Origin of the sequence: Burkholderia sp. BCC0506 (assembly GCF_902833145.1) — a bacterium.
In the GTDB taxonomy this organism is placed as follows: Bacteria; Pseudomonadota; Gammaproteobacteria; order Burkholderiales; family Burkholderiaceae; genus Burkholderia.
Genome location: NZ_CADFEN010000002.1, coordinates 595,906 through 610,755 on the forward strand (window position 1 = coordinate 595,906; position 14,850 = coordinate 610,755).

14 protein-coding genes are annotated in these 14,850 nt (G+C 64.9%); 10 read left to right on the top strand and 4 right to left on the bottom strand.

The window, feature by feature from the left end; translation table 11 throughout:
* Positions 1 to 52 precede the first annotated feature (52 nt).
* The 5 genes from HWX62_RS06615 to HWX62_RS06635 all read left to right on the top strand — a co-directional run bounded on the left by HWX62_RS06615 (position 53) and on the right by HWX62_RS06635 (position 5,097).
* Positions 53 to 574 (top strand): DUF6862 domain-containing protein, encoded by a 522-nt coding sequence (locus HWX62_RS06615; protein ID WP_175931870.1) that lies wholly within the window; start codon positions 53 to 55, stop codon positions 572 to 574.
* 13 nt (positions 575 to 587) lie between these two features.
* Positions 588 to 971 carry a barstar family protein gene (locus HWX62_RS06620; protein WP_175931869.1) on the top strand — a complete coding sequence of 128 codons (384 nt, stop codon included), beginning with the start codon at positions 588 to 590 and terminating at the stop codon, positions 969 to 971.
* A 425-nt stretch (positions 972 to 1,396) separates the two neighbouring features.
* A complete protein-coding gene (locus HWX62_RS06625; protein ID WP_175931868.1) occupies positions 1,397 to 1,876 on the top strand; it encodes a hypothetical protein in 480 nt (159 codons plus the stop codon).
* 1,352 nt (positions 1,877 to 3,228) lie between these two features.
* A complete protein-coding gene (locus tag HWX62_RS06630) occupies positions 3,229 to 4,161 on the top strand; it encodes a hypothetical protein (RefSeq protein WP_244135985.1) in 933 nt (310 codons plus the stop codon).
* 90 nt (positions 4,162 to 4,251) lie between these two features.
* Positions 4,252 to 5,097, top strand: a complete 846-nt coding sequence (locus HWX62_RS06635) for a hypothetical protein (protein ID WP_175931867.1) — start codon at positions 4,252 to 4,254, stop codon at positions 5,095 to 5,097.
* A 133-nt stretch (positions 5,098 to 5,230) separates the two neighbouring features.
* On the opposite strand, the gene argG is transcribed toward HWX62_RS06635, so the two are convergent.
* The 3 genes from argG to HWX62_RS06650 all read right to left on the bottom strand — a co-directional run bounded on the left by argG (position 5,231) and on the right by HWX62_RS06650 (position 9,665).
* Positions 5,231 to 6,568, bottom strand: a complete 1,338-nt coding sequence (argG, locus tag HWX62_RS06640) for an argininosuccinate synthase (protein ID WP_175931866.1) — start codon at positions 6,566 to 6,568, stop codon at positions 5,231 to 5,233.
* Positions 6,569 to 6,897: 329 nt separating this feature from the next.
* Positions 6,898 to 7,968 carry an FUSC family protein gene (locus HWX62_RS06645; protein ID WP_175931865.1) on the bottom strand — a complete coding sequence of 357 codons (1,071 nt, stop codon included), beginning with the start codon at positions 7,966 to 7,968 and terminating at the stop codon, positions 6,898 to 6,900.
* A gap of 164 nt (positions 7,969 to 8,132) precedes the next feature.
* On the bottom strand, positions 8,133 to 9,665 hold the full coding sequence (locus HWX62_RS06650; RefSeq protein WP_175931864.1) for a sensor domain-containing diguanylate cyclase: 1,533 nt from the start codon (positions 9,663 to 9,665) through the stop codon (positions 8,133 to 8,135).
* Between HWX62_RS06650 and HWX62_RS06655 the strand changes: the two genes are divergently transcribed.
* The 5 genes from HWX62_RS06655 to HWX62_RS06675 all read left to right on the top strand — a co-directional run bounded on the left by HWX62_RS06655 (position 9,656) and on the right by HWX62_RS06675 (position 14,400).
* A complete protein-coding gene (locus HWX62_RS06655; RefSeq protein ID WP_175931863.1) occupies positions 9,656 to 9,883 on the top strand; it encodes a hypothetical protein in 228 nt (75 codons plus the stop codon). The two genes, HWX62_RS06650 and HWX62_RS06655, sit on opposite strands and share 10 nt — an antisense overlap.
* Before the next feature lie 368 nt (positions 9,884 to 10,251).
* Entirely contained in the window at positions 10,252 to 11,787 is a 1,536-nt protein-coding gene (locus HWX62_RS06660; protein WP_175931862.1) for an amino acid permease, read from the top strand.
* 262 nt (positions 11,788 to 12,049) lie between these two features.
* The gene (locus tag HWX62_RS06665; protein ID WP_175931861.1) at positions 12,050 to 12,295 is read left to right on the top strand and encodes a DUF3717 domain-containing protein; all 246 of its coding nucleotides are present in this window, start codon (positions 12,050 to 12,052) and stop codon (positions 12,293 to 12,295) included.
* 264 nt (positions 12,296 to 12,559) lie between these two features.
* Positions 12,560 to 13,477, top strand: a complete 918-nt coding sequence (locus tag HWX62_RS06670) for a LysR family transcriptional regulator (protein WP_059814926.1) — start codon at positions 12,560 to 12,562, stop codon at positions 13,475 to 13,477.
* Between the two features lie 110 nt (positions 13,478 to 13,587).
* Positions 13,588 to 14,400: an alpha/beta hydrolase gene (locus HWX62_RS06675; RefSeq protein WP_175931860.1), complete on the top strand. Its 813-nt coding sequence runs from the start codon at positions 13,588 to 13,590 to the stop codon at positions 14,398 to 14,400.
* 40 nt (positions 14,401 to 14,440) lie between these two features.
* On the opposite strand, the gene HWX62_RS06680 is transcribed toward HWX62_RS06675, so the two are convergent.
* Positions 14,441 to 14,794, bottom strand: coding sequence for a hypothetical protein (locus HWX62_RS06680; RefSeq protein WP_175931859.1), 354 nt, complete (start codon positions 14,792 to 14,794; stop codon positions 14,441 to 14,443).
* Between the last annotated feature and the right edge of the window lie 56 nt (positions 14,795 to 14,850).

Below are 14,850 nucleotides of genomic sequence, written 5' to 3' on the forward strand. Positions count from 1 at the left end.
TGCGAGCGCAGCTAGCGGCACGGGTTGTGCGGGTGGGGCGCTCGGACGCGCGTTGTCTGCCGGCCTGAACCCGATCATCGATGCGACGGGCAGGATTCCAGCGCCAGTGCTGAATGTGATCGAAACGCTAGTGAGCGCTTCGGTTGCAGGCGCATTGGGGTTCAACGTTCAAGGCGCGGTGTCGGCGGCGCAGAACGAAACGCAGAACAACTGGCTGAGTCATGTGCGGCCAAGCTCAATGACGCTGTCGCAGCAGGAGCAGTATGAACAGGCGGCGGCCTCATGTCAGCAGCAAGGGGGCTCAGGGCCGGCCTGTAATCAGCAGAACCAGCTCGCTGCCTTGTCGGCCCAGAATGATCAGAATCTGGCGCAGGCGTGTGCGGGAGGAGCTAACGCGGCATGCCAAGCGCAGATTCAGGCGGCCAAAGCGGGTGGGAATCTGATCTTCACGAACCCCCTGGGGGGAGGGCTGAATTACACGTATGCGAATCCGCTGCAGTTTGCGACGGGGCCGGAAAGCGTGCCTTTCTCGTATGCTAACGGCCCGACCACTACGAGACATTCATTCCCGTGAAAAGGTAACCGCGATGACAATCGTCAACCCGTTTCGTTACGAAGCGCAGCCGAGCTATTACAGCCCGAAAGACGCATTTGTTGCTATGCTCCCTGCGACCATTGGAACGAAGAATGACTTGCTTGAGGCGTTAGCGTCCTCGCTTGTATTCCCGGCTTATTTCGGCTTTAACTGGGATGCGTTGTTTGACTGCTTGCGTGACTTCAGTTGGCTGGACGAGCACGACATCGTGTTAGTCCATCCCGATCTCCCGCTGTTGCAGCAATCAGAGCTGAAGATCTATTTGCGTTTGTTGCGCGATTCAGTTCTCGATTGGCGTCCAGATGAAGCTCATCGCTTCGAGGTTGTATTTGCCGAATCCGACAAGGAGGCGGTAGAACGCATGCTGCGAGAGTGATAGCTTGCTACTGCACTAGAACAGGAACGTTGGCGCCCGAAACACGGAGGCAACTCGTCCGGTGATCGTAGCGAGCAATCTGGATATATACCGTGGAATCAATGACGGTATGCCAATTGCGCTGCCACAAAGAGTGGCGCCAGGGTGGGCCGTAGCCGGTCCGCTTGCGGAGGCCGACGGTGTACCGTACACGGTGTTGAGTGGGCAGGGTGCCAGCGATGGCATGACGGTCTATCGTCGGAGCGCAATTTTTCCGGGCTGGCATGCGCGATATTGGACTGGACGAAAGGGCCATAGGGACGCGCGGAGCGGACTGCGCACGAATATCGGCCAGATTCATACATTCACGAGTTCCGCTATGACCCGGTACAAAAGCAGTGGCAGATTGGTCCCGCTACGCCGTTCTACGGACATTGAAAGGACATATGAACGCTAACGTTGGAATCGTGCTTCGCAAGCGCGACAGAGAGGCGGTCTTGCTGCAATTGGCGCGACAAGTCAGAACTTGGGGCGACGAGGTCGTGGAGGTTGGCGAAGCACGATATGGTTTTTCGGGGCTCGACGATGTCGAGTTCCAAATCTATCCGGTCACCCCCTTTGTCCTCGGTCGGATACCCGCCGGTGAGCGGGTATCCGACCTCGAATATGCGTGGATGACCGGCGCGGGTTTGGATCGATACGTGTCGTGGGCCAGGGAACATGACGAGGCCGCTCCGCTTGGTGTGTTCGAGGAGTCGCTCGTTGCGATGCTGAGCAAACTCCATTTTTGGGCTGTGCTGTGTGCACCCGAAGGCGACAGGCTGGAGACGTTTGTCAGGGTAAATGCTTTGGATATGGTGCAAATGCTACGTCGTACGGCGCGGGATTTGATTGCGAGCGGGGGATTTCTGGCAATCAGTCTGTAGAGCGCTGATAGGTTCGCGTCCATGCTACCTGGAATACTGCGATGACTCGTCGGAGACTGGCCGATCTTCGTTGGTCGATACGGCCTCCCGGCAGCTCCGTGCCGATCTGCAGCGGTCGCGGGCGGACACTGATCGCTGGATTGCTTCGCATCGGATTGGCTTAGAAGAGCACGTGAAAAGAATTAATAATTATTCGAGTGAATTTATAAATGAAATTAAACGATTTATTTCCATAAATAACGCGGCGAGGGTGTCGTTACTTCGGAACCTGAAAGTAAAATGCAATACCGAAGCAACTAAACGACCAACACCCAAGGACTGCGCGGGCTGAGCCTCCGCGCAGCTGACGCTTGAGCGTATCTACCATATAGTGAGCGTCGAGATTGACGCAGACGGAAGCGTCGTTATGGGCTGGTGACGTCCGACAGGACGGGAGAATGGCCAAGCATAGGTGTGCACTAAGCAGAGTGTTTTGAGATCGTAAATACAGCGGTGCCGTCGAACTGGCGTCCAAGAATAATTCCGAATAGGACGGTCAGCATTACGTCTGCAGCCTGGGAGGAATTGGGCTTCTCGAAGCATTTTATGATCGAGATCCTGTTGTGTATCCGATCTTCGAGCGAGAGCACGACCTTATCGCGTATGAGGATCCGTGAACATTTGTCGAACTTGGATGCGCGGCCGATGACGCGGCGGGCGGGTCTCCAGCAGAAGCTTGGCGCGCCTCAACCTCAGTGGAGGGTGAAAACGACTTTGAGCGACCACCTTCACGACGCATCCGTGAGGATGCTCGGTTCGTCCGGGATCACGCGGATCAACAACATCGCCTGACCCCGCGTCCGGGCGAGAACGGGAATGCTTCGAGCGACAAAGCCCCTAGAAAATTCCCTCGACAAAGCCCCCTAAAGAAATCCCCCCCCACCGCCGTTACCTTTTCTTAGGTAGCTCAAAAAAAGTATTACCACAGCCGTACAACCAAACCACACGACCAGATAACCGAGGGGCCGCCCGGCCGGCGAAGCCGTGCGCAGTATCAGAAGATGGGATGCACCGATTCAATGGGGCGCGCAGGCACCGGGGGCTGGCGCGCGCTTTGCCGTTGCCTTGCCGCGGCATGCCTGCTGCCGCATGCGGTTCTCACCGCTGCGTGCGCGTTCCCGCACGACCACACCTCCATGCTCGTCCCCGTCGTGCCGAATATCCGGCAACCGACGCCCCCCTCATCGTCCTTCCCCAACACATCACCCCAAGCACCCAACATCGCTCGAGGAGGCCCACGCAAAACACCAGAAAAGTAACGCGATTCGAATCTAGACCACTAAAAAAACGCATCAAAAAAATCGAGGATTGAATTGAACAAGCATTCCCTTTGTCTGCTGGCCGCAGCCGCAATTTCGGTATTCGTCGTCGCCGGTTGCGGCGGCGGTGACGGCTCGTCGAACGCAAGCAGCGGCACGCCCGCGAACACCGGCGGCGCAAATAACGCAGCCAGCGCACCGACCGTCGCGTCCACGCCCCTCGCGGCTCCCCCCGCAAGCGTCCCCGTCGCATCGTCGCAGCCGGTGACGGTCGGCGAGGCACTGCCCAGCCTGACGACCCCGCAAGCCGGTTCGACGGCCGCAACGGCAACCGGCCCGATCGGGATCTGGTCGGCATCCGGCAACCTCGGCTACTCGACCATCGCCTTGGTCGACCCGCACAACAACCTGAGCACGCTCAATCTGCTCGGATCGTTCGTGATGTCCGACGATTTCACGACCCTGACCGTCAACGGTTCGACGTGGTCACTCGCGCCGGGTATCAACTTTGCAGGAACGAGCGGCATCGTCACGAAGATCGATTCGGGCTCGGGCGCATACAGCCCGCAGCAGACGTTGTCCGGCACGATCAGCCGCAACGGTACGGCCTCGAATTTCACGTGGACCTACAACGCCGCAAACGCACTTGCCGTCACGCAGGACAGCGTGGTGGGCACCTGGGCGACGACCAACGCATCGTTCGCGATTGCATCGGGCGGTACGCTGACCGGCACGCTGAGCGGTTGCAACCTGAGCGGCGCGCTGCTGCTTGCCACGCCCGGCTCGAACCAGAACATGTACGACATGACGGTGACGGCCTCCGCGTCGACGGGCTGCAAGCTGCCGGCCGGCGTTCCGCTGTCGGGCAGCGCCGCGATCATGTTCGTGCCGATCACGGGAACCAACGGCTTCAAGCGCTCGATCCTCTACGTGCTGCGCGCGGCTGATTACAGCTTCGTCGCGTACGGTCAGGTGATCAAACAATAAACGCACGGTCGCATCGCACGCGGCGCGTCGACGTGCCGCGTGCGGCGGCCCGATGAACACGTTCCGTCAACAACGAAAGCCACTGATCCAATGAAGAATTCATCCAAAGCCACCCTGGTCGGTTGCGGCCTGCTCGTGACGCTGCTGTCCGGCTGCACCACGCTGCCGAATACCGACATGAAACCCGAGGCGCGTCAGAAGCTGCATTCGATCGCGATGCTCGACGTCACCGAGCCCAAGCGTGTGTCGGTCCTCAATCTCGGCGGCGCGGCGGGCGGGTTCGGCCTGATCGGCGCGCTCGCGCAAGCGGCCGTCAACGCGAGCCATACGAGCACGTACACGGATCACGTGGCGGCCAGCAAGGTCGTGTTTGCACCGGACATCGCCGACGGCGTGGCGGGCCGCCTCACCGGCAACGGCTATCAGGTCGTGAAGCTGGACGGCCAGAAGGTTAAGCTCGCCGATGACGGCAAGTCGGACGACTACTCCGCGATCCAGACCGACGCGGATGCGATCATGAACGTGTGGTTCTCTTCGTTCGGCTATATCTCGCCGCCCCAGCAGCCCGACTACATCCCGTGGGTCGTCATCCGCGCACGCATTCTCGACGCGAAGACGAAGCAGGACATCTATTACAAGACGTTCGCGTGCGGCTACGACATCAAGGCGAACAGCGTCCACATCGACAGCGATTTCGCCTACACGTACGGCAGCTTCAGCGATCTCGAGAAGAATTTCGACAAGTCGGTGGAAGGGATCAAGTCGTGCGAGAAGTCGGTCGCGGACATGATCGGCCAGGATCTGGCGCGTACGCCGGCGCCGGCCGCTGCCGCTGCCGCTGCCGCTGCTTCCACTGCTTCGACGGCATTGACGACGACTGCGGCCACCGCGACCGCGACGGCCACGGCCACGGCCACGGCCACGGCATCGAAATAACCTTGACGCGCCTGCAGGATCGTCGCGATACGCGTGGCGAATCCGGCAGTGCTTGAAGAAAAATCGGGAAGGGAAGTACTGCATGCAACCGGGCGGTGGTCACGCCGCCCGGCTGCTCTCGAAAGCGACTGGCTTACTTGTCGCTATCGCCCTTGATCTGCGGCAACGCCGACGCTTCACCCGGCGTCAGCAGCCCGACTTGCGAATACACGCGCAGCTTGTCGCGCGTATCGGTGATGTCGAGATTGCGCATCGTCAGCTGACCGATCCGGTCGCGCGGCGAGAACGTCGACGCCACCTTCTCCATCGACAGGCGTTCCGGCTGATACGTGAGGTTCGGCGACTTCGTGCTCAGGATCGAGTAGTCGTTGCCGCGGCGCAGTTCGATCTTCACTTCGCCGGTGATCGCGCGCGCGACCCAGCGTTGCGCGGTTTCGCGCAGCATGATCGCCTGCGGGTCGAACCAGCGGCCCTGGTACAGCAGGCGGCCGAGGCGGCGGCCGTTCTCGCGGTACTGCTCGATCGTGTCTTCGTTGTGGATGCCGGTGACGAGACGCTCGTACGCGATGTACAGCAGCGCGAGGCCCGGGGCTTCGTAGATGCCGCGGCTCTTCGCCTCGATGATCCGGTTCTCGATCTGGTCGCTCATGCCGAGGCCGTGGCGGCCGCCGATGCGGTTCGCTTCCAGCAGCAGCTCGACCTGATCCTTGAACTCGACGCCGTTCAGCGCGACCGGCTGGCCGGCTTCGAAGCGCACCGTCACTTCCTCGGCGGCGATCTTCACGTCGTCGCGCCAGAACGCGACGCCCATGATCGGGTTCACGATCTTGATGCCGCTTTCGAGGCTTTCCAGATCCTTCGCCTCGTGCGTCGCGCCGAGCAGGTTCGAGTCGGTCGAATACGCCTTCTCGGCCGACATCTTGTACGCGAAGCCCGCCTGGTTCATAAATGCGGACATTTCGGCGCGGCCGCCGAGCTCGTCGATGAACGTCTGGTCGAGCCACGGCTTGTAGATCTTCAGATCGGGGTTCACGAGCAGGCCGTAGCGGTAGAAGCGCTCGATGTCGTTGCCCTTGTACGTGCTGCCGTCGCCCCAGATGTTGACGCCGTCTTCCTTCATCGCGGCGACGAGCATCGTGCCCGTCACGGCGCGGCCGATCGGCGTCGTGTTGAAGTACGTGACGCCGGCCGTCGTGATGTGGAACGCGCCGCTTTGCAGCGCCGCGATGCCTTCGGCGACGAGCTGCGCGCGGCAGTCGATCAGGCGGGCGCCGGCTGCGCCGTATTCGATCGCGCGTTTCGGGATCGCGTCGTAATCGTCTTCGTCGGGCTGGCCGAGGTTCGCCGTGTATGCGTACGGGACGGCGCCCTTCAGTTTCATCCAGTGCAGCGCGGCGCTGGTGTCCAGGCCGCCGGAGAAGGCGATACCGACCTTCTGGCCGGTCGGGAGGCTTTCGAGAATCGTGCTCATAGGAATTACCGTGGATTGAAGCCGGTGGGATCGTATTTCGCGGAATATGCGAGTATCGGCTGTCCGGGAAGTTGGGGCAAGGGTTGATTTTGGTGCGAAACCGGCGTCGCGCCTGTCGCGGCGGGCCTGACAGCAGGTTAACCGGGTAGAGAACGACGTGCCGGGCGGCGTTGCGTCGCCGCCGAAACACGTGCGGACGAGCCGGCGTGTCGGCCGGATTTCCGGGGCCGGATCGGCCACGGGCCGCGGGTCGGCGTCGCCGGCGCGCGATCTGGCTGTATTGAAAGGTCTATGAAAGGTATGTGCGCAAAACCCGGATGCCCGGACCCTCAGATATTCCACGACCGTGCGGTATCGAGCAGCCGCTCGCGCAACTGGTCGACTTCGCCGGCCAGCTTGGCGGTGATCGACACGTAGCCGGACAACTGCGGCGGCGGCGCATCGTGCAGCGGGTCGACCGGCCGCCGGCGCGGGGCGAGCCGGCTCGGCGTGCCGAACTTGAGCGCGCGGCTCGCGCCGACCAGCGTGTCGCGGATGCGCCGGTTCAAGGTCTTCATCTCGACGCGCACGTACTCGCGGGCCGCGACGTCGTCGCGGTCCGGCAGCGCGCTCGACAGAATCTCCAGATAGCCGATGCACAGGCGCAGGCTGCGCTGGATCGCCTCGAGCTGCGCCATCGACGTTCCGCATTCCTTCGATACCGACGGCATCAGCGAGCGCAACTGCACGAGCAGTGCGCTCAGCGCGGCCATTTCCTTCAGGTGCGCGTCGTCGCTCACGTGGCGGTCACCCGCGAGCCGCGCATGCACGGCCGCGCACGCGCGCAGCGCGTCGGCGAGCTTGTAGCGCCACGAATAGGTCGCATAGAGCGGCAGCGCGAACGAGAACGCCAGCGCGATCGCGATGCCGGCCAGCACGTTCACCGCGCGCCACAGGCCGTCGACGATCTCGTTGTCGCCGTGCCCGGCGACGATCACCATCGTGATCGCCGACAGCAGCGCGATGTAGCCGGCCTTGCCGATCGCGTGATACGCGCAGACGCCGCACCCGACGGCCATCAGCAGGTAGATGACGAGCGGCGCGTGCAAAGCGGAATAGAGGAGGATCAGCGCGAGCCCCGCGAGCGCGCCGATCGACGTGCCGAGCGCGCGCTCGGCCGCCTTCTTGCGGATGTTGCCGTGGTGCTGCAGCCCGCCGACGACGATCAGCACGGTGATCGTCGACCACTCGCCGTGCGGCACGTTCAGCCCCGTGGACAGCGCGATCGACACGAGAATCGCGAGCGCGACGCGCGCCGCGTGGATCAGCTTCGCATGCCGGTAGCGGCGGTACGGGTCGAGTAGCGGGCGGAGCGCGTGGCGCACGAGCGGCGGCAGTCGGGTCGGGAGCGGGGCGGTCATGACGGAGCGGAAGTGGCCGGAACGCGCACGGCGGCCCGCGCGGGCGGGCGCCGCGCCGCATGCGCAGCAGACGTAACGCTAGCCGAACGCGGGCGGGCTGTCCACGGCGCGCCCGCCGGGCCGGGCGGCCGGCGGGCGCATCGGATCGCGCACGTCGCGTCGCGTCACGCGTCGGCCGCGCTCGATTGCGCGTCCAGCACGCGGTTGCGTCCGCCGGACTTCGCGCGGTACAGCGCTTCGTCGGCGCGCCGCAGCAGCGTCGCAGCGTTCATCCGGCCGTCGTCGGCGGTGGCCGTGCCGATGCTGGCCGTCACGCGCCCGTACGGGCTCTTCACGTGCTCGATCCCGAGCCCCGCGATCGCGCGCCGGATGCCTTCGGCGACGGTCGCCGCGCCCGGCGCGTCGGTGTCGGGCAGCGTGACGACGAATTCCTCGCCGCCGTAGCGCGCGACGTGATCGCTGTCGCGGCGCAGGCAGCGCGACAGCGATTGCGCGACCTGGCGCAGCACGTCGTCGCCGGCCGGGTGGCCGTAGTAATCGTTGAACGCCTTGAAGTGATCGACGTCGACGAACAGCACGGACAACGGGCGGCCGCTGCGCGACGCGCGCTGGGCTTCCTTCGCGAGCACCGTGTCGAACGTGCCGCGGTTGTCGAGGCCCGTCAGCGAATCGGTGTGCGCGAGCCGGTACAGCTTCGATTCGGCCTCCTGCCGGCGCTTCAGCTCGCGCGACAGCGCGAGCGAGCCCCACGCGATGAACGCCGTGAACAGGCTCATCAGCACGACGGTCCACACCGCGCGGTGGTGCCACGACGCGTAGATGTCGATCTCGGCGGGTGCGACGTCGACGATCAGCGGCAGCCCGGCGAGATGCTTGTAGACATAGACGCGCCGCACGCCGTCGATGGCGCCGACACCGGTCAGCTCGCCGTCGCGGCTGCGCTGCGCGTCGATGAACAGCGGCGAGTCGTGCAGGTCGAGGCCGACCACCCGCCTGTCGTACGGCAGGCGCGACACGAGCGTGCCGTTGTCCTCGACGATCGCCGCGCTGCCGTGCCGGCCGACCGCGAGGCCGTCGAGCAGCGCGCGGAAGTAGTCGATGCTGAGCGTGCCGACGACGACGCCGCCGAACGTGCCGTCGGGCCGCGTGATCCGGCGGCTCAGCGCGATCGTCAGCGCGCCGCCGCGCAGCCGCGACGCGTACGGCCGGCTGATGTAGAGGTCGGGCACGAGCCGGTCGCGATGCACGGTGAAATAGTCGCGGTCGGCGAAATTGCCCTGGCGCGCGGGCGACGCGCTCGAATCGATCGCGATATTGCCGTGCGGATCCATCACGAAAATCGAGCCGAGATAGGCGCCGGTCGCCGCGCGATCGAACAGCAGCCGGTGGCGCTGGCGCGGCGGCAAGGTCATCAGTTCCGGGTCGGCCACGCCGTCGACGACGTTTTGCAGCGACAAATCGTAAAGCTCGATATTGCGCGCGATATCGCGTTCGATCAGCAGCATCAGGTTGCGCGCATTTGCCACCGCATGGTCATATGCGTCGCGCCGCGCCTCGATTAATAGCGACGTGGAAAGTCCCCAACTGAACATCAGCAGGACGATACCCGCCACGAGTACGCCGCGGGGCGACAGAATGCGTGCCACGATCGACGCGGTATGGCGGCGCAGCGTGGCGGGCAGCGGGAATGACTTCATCCTCGGGGGGCGGCGGGCGGCGGCTACTCGCGTGGTTCGCGGTTCCGCGCGCGGATTATTTCGAATTGAGCGCCATTATCCCGCGAATTCCCGATTTTCGCGTGCACATGCAAAACATGCATGTGGAGAAGGCGATTCGCAACGGTTACGCATCATTACCGCAGCGCGCACGGGCGACTCGATTTGAATCGATTAACAGTGCCGGCCTTTTCGTCTGATTAATCGCATAATCATCAGTCGATTTTACTTATTGGCGCGGTATTTGGCGGATCGGGACAGGATTGCGTACCGACCGGGAAAACGAAAATCGGATGGCCCGCCCGTCGTCGGGTTTGGGCGACGACGGCCGGCAGTGACCGCGACCGATGCGGCCAAGCCGTTGATTCCGCGAAATCTCCTGCCCGACGGCGGGCGTGCCGACCTGAGCTGTCCCCCTGTCGAATCAGGTAGAATCCGCGCTTCGCCGCAGGCGCCCGCCGCGCAACGCGTATCGGGGCCGCATCGAATGCATCGCAGGACGCGCACCGCGCTCCGGTTCCGCATGCGCCGGCTACGGATGCCGGCCCGCTCAACGTTCGTCTCGTTTATGTCCGCAATTCCGAAGTCCGACCCATCCGGTTCGTCCGCGAACCCACCCAAGCTTCATCGCGCGCTGAAGGCGCGCCACCTGACGATGATCGCCATCGGCGGCTCGATCGGCACGGGCCTGTTCGTCGCGTCCGGCGCGTCGATCTCGCAGGCCGGCCCCGGCGGCGCGATGGTCGCGTACATGCTGATCGGCCTGATGGTCTACTTCCTGATGACGAGCCTCGGGGAAATGGCCGCGTTCATGCCGGTGTCGGGCTCGTTCGCGACCTACGGCGCGAAATACGTCGACGAAGGCTTCGGCTTCGCGCTCGGCTGGAACTACTGGTACAACTGGGCGGTGACGATCGCGGTCGAGCTCGTCGCCGCGCAGCTCGTGATGCACTACTGGTTTCCGGACGTGCCGGGCGTGTGGTGGAGCGCGGCGTTCCTCGCCGTGATGTTCCTGCTCAACGCGCTCACCGTGCGCGGCTTCGGCGAAGCCGAATACTGGTTCGCGCTGATCAAGGTCGTCACCGTGGTGGCGTTCATCGGCGTCGGGCTGCTGATGATCTTCGGCATTCTGAAGGGTGCGCCGGCCAACGGCTGGGGCAACCTGACGATCGGCGACGCCCCGTTCGCGGGCGGCCTGCCGGCGCTGATGGGCGTCGCGATGATCGCCGGCTTCTCGTTCCAGGGCACCGAGCTGATCGGCGTCGCGGCCGGCGAATCGGAAAACCCGCGCACGACGATCCCGCGCGCGGTGCGTCAGGTGTTCTGGCGCATCCTGCTGTTCTACGTGTTCGCGATCTTCGTGATCGGCGTGCTGATTCCGTATACCGACCCGAATCTGCTGAAGACGGACGTGACCGACATCGGCGTGAGCCCGTTCACGCTGGTGTTCCGTCACGCGGGCCTGGCCTTCGCGGCCGGCGTGATGAACGCGGTGATCCTGACGGCCGTGCTGTCGGCCGGCAACTCGGGCATGTACGCGTCCACGCGCATGCTCTACAACCTCGCCACCGAAGGCCGCGCGCCGAAGGTGTTCGCGAAGCTGTCGCCGGGCGGCGTGCCGCGCAACGCGCTGTACGCGACCACCGCCGTCGGCGCGCTGTGCTTCTTCACGTCGCTGTACGGCGACAAGACCGTGTACCTGTGGCTGCTGAACACGTCGGGGATGACGGGTTTCATCGCGTGGCTCGGCATCGCGGTCAGCCACTACCGGTTCCGCAAGGGCTACGTGAAGCAGGGTTATGCGCTCGACCAGTTGCCGTACCAGTCGAAGTGGTTCCCGTTCGGCCCGCTGTTCGCGTTCGTGCTGTGCCTCGTGATCGCGCTCGGCCAGGATTACCAGGCGTTTCTCGCGAACCGGATCGACTGGGCCGGCGTGGCCGCGACCTATGTCGGCATTCCGCTGTTCGTCGTCGTGTGGCTCGGCTACCGGTTCCTGAAGAAGAGCCGGTTCGTGCGCTACGAAGAGATGGAGATCGCGCCGTGGGTCGCCGCGAACCGCGGCGCGCAGCGGCAGCCGGTGGCGAACCGCGAAACCGCGGGCTGACGCCGGCGCGGCGGGCGGCCGCGCGACGGACGACGAAACGGGAAGCCGCGTGCTTCCCGATTTTTTTGCCCGGCTTTTGCCTGTACGGGGTCAAAGCCGGTTATATTGCCCGACCCTACCGGGCCGCGGCCCGGCCGGCGCGACAGGCGCAGCGCGGATCGGCATCCGGCGCGCGCGGTGCGGCGGCCGGTGCGCCGCCCGGCGTTTTCATCGCTCCATCCGGGCCGGCACGGCCCGCGGAGCGCGCAACCCAGAGGAATCCATGAGCGCATCACCCGCCGAGCGGAAGGCCGGACCTGTTTCCATCGTGCGAATCGAAGCCGCGATCAACGCGTGGCGCGAAGTGTACCCGCCGGCGCCGGACGGCGAGGACGGCTACGCGCTCGACGCCGGCAGCAACTGCCTGGCCGAGCTGTACGGCACGATGATCTGCTATCAATTGCCCGACGTGCCGCTCGACTCGCTGAGCGACGAGCAGCGCGACGCGCTGTACGCGACCGAGGTGTGATGCGGTCGGCACGATGTCGCGGCGCGGCATCGGCGAACGGACGGGAAGCCTCGCGGCTTCCCGTTTTGCTTTGCGCGGCGCCGGACGTCGCCGCGAGCGGAACGCTGCTCGCGCCGGGATCGGCGCCGGCTGAGGTATCGTGGCGAAATCGGGAAGCGCGCGATCGAGGAGGCCGGTACGGATAGCCGGCGAGGGGGACCGGTGCGGGCGTTGTCCGCGCGGTGCCGGATGAGCGTCCGTCGCCTGTCCCGGGAGGATTCGAACATGGAGTTGAGACACCTCCGCTACTTCGTCGCGGTCGCCGAAGAGCGGAATTTCACGCGGGCGGCGGAACGGCTGCACATCGCGCAGCCGCCGCTCAGCCGGCAGATCCAGCAGCTCGAGGAAGCGCTCGGCGTGCCGCTGTTCGAGCGCAACGCGCGGCCGTTGAAGCTGACCGACGCGGGGCGCTTTTTCTACTCGCACGCGGTGCAGCTGCTCGCACAGACCACCGAGCTCGAATCGATGACGAAGCGGGTCGGCAAGATCGAGCGCAGCATGTCGGTCGGTTTCGTCGGCTCGACGCTGTACGGGATGCTGCCGAAGATCATCCGGCGCTTTCGCAGCGAATATCCGGCCGTCGAGCTGAGCCTGCACGAGATGTCGACGATGGACCAGATCAAGGCGCTGAAGGAAGGGCGCATCGACGTCGGCTTCGGGCGCATCCGCCACGAGGATCCGAGCGTGCGTCGCGTCGTGCTGCGCGAGGAGCGGATGATCGTCGCGCTGCCCGTCGGCCACGCGCTCGACAGCGCGAAACCGGTGCTGTCGCTGCACGATCTCGTCAACGACACGCTGATCATCTTTCCGAAGGCGCCGCGCCCGAGCTACGCGGACCAGGTGCTCGCGGCCTTCCACGATCGCGCGCTGCAACCGCGCAAGATCTACGAGACGCGCGAGTTGCAGATCGCGCTCGGCCTCGTCGCGATGGGCGAGGGCGTGTCGGTCGTGCCGCACAGCGTGTACGGGCTCAAGCGCGACGACATCAGCTACAAGCCGCTCGACGATCCGAACCTCGTGTCGCCGATCATCATGAGCATGCGCATGCTCGACGAATCGGAGGACATCCGCGCGATGCAGGCGCTGATCTACCGGCTGTACGACGAGGCGCAGATGGAGTATCTGCCGCCGCAGCCCGAATGAGCGCGCGGGCGGTAGGGGCTTTTCTTGACGCTGTGCGCGCCGGCAGGCCACCATGCGCGGATTCGATGCGGCCGCCGACGCGCGGCCGCTTTCATGCAGACGACCGACACATGACCGATATCGTGACCGAGGAGACGACCGTCGAGACGCCGCAAGGGCGCCTCTTTGCGAAACGCTGGCGTGCGGGCCCGGCTCGGGGTGCGGCAGCGCCTGGGCCGGCCGCACCGATCGTGCTGCTGCACGATTCGCTCGGCTGTGTCGACCTGTGGCGCGACTTTCCCGCGCAGCTCGCCCGCGCGACGCAACGCGACGTGATCGCTTACGACCGCCTCGGGTTCGGCCGTTCGGACCATCATCCGGGCACGCTCGGCACGACGTTCGTGCGCGACGAGGCTGGTCGCGCGTTCGCGGCCGTACTGGAACGGCTCGGCGTCGATGCGTTCGTCGCCTTCGGGCACAGCGTCGGCGGCGGGATGGCGGTCGGCTGTGCGGCCGCGTATCCGGCGCGTTGCCGCGCCCTCGTGACGGTCGCCGCGCAGGCGTTCGTCGAGGATCGCACGCTGGCCGGCATTCGCGACGCGGAGCGGCAGTTCGACGCGCCGGGGCAGCTCGACCGGCTCGCGCGCTATCACGGCGACAAGGCCGAATGGGTGTTGCGCGCGTGGGTCGACACGTGGCTGTCGCCCGCGTTTCGCGACTGGAATCTCGACGACGACTTGCCGCGCGTGCAGTGCGCGACGCTCGCGATTCACGGCGAAGACGACGAATACGGATCCGACGTGCATCCGAAGCGGATCGCCGCGCGCGTCGCGGGGCCGTCGTCGTTCCTGCTGCTCGCCCGCTGCGGGCACATGCCGCACCGCGAGCGCACGGACGACGTGCTGGCCGCCGTCGCGACGCGCCTGCGGGACGCGCGCGCCTGAGCGCGCTCGCCATCGGCGGCGGGCCGATGCCCGCCGGTCGTCAGAACGACAGCTGGATCGCGAGATCGATCGCCAGCAGCACGATCGAAAGACCGATGCCGAGCATCACGTTCGGCAACCGGTGCTCGAAATCGCGATGATCCTTGCGCATCGCGGCGCCGAGCAGGAAGATCGCCTCGACGACGATCTGCAGCCCGACGAACAGCAGCATCAGCAGATACTCGTAACCCATCTGCTTGAACGCGACGAATTGCATCCCGTGATCGCGGATCCACTGGCCGATGCGCAACAGTTCGTAGACGAACAGCAACGCAGGGAACAGGTAACTGATGAAGTAGGTCGGCGCGGTGGCGTGCCGTAGTTCGAGGTGGAAGTGCTGATGCGTGGTAGCCATCACAACCCTCCTTGCAACGCATGATTGCGGTCGCGACGGCGGCGCGTGTCGCGTGC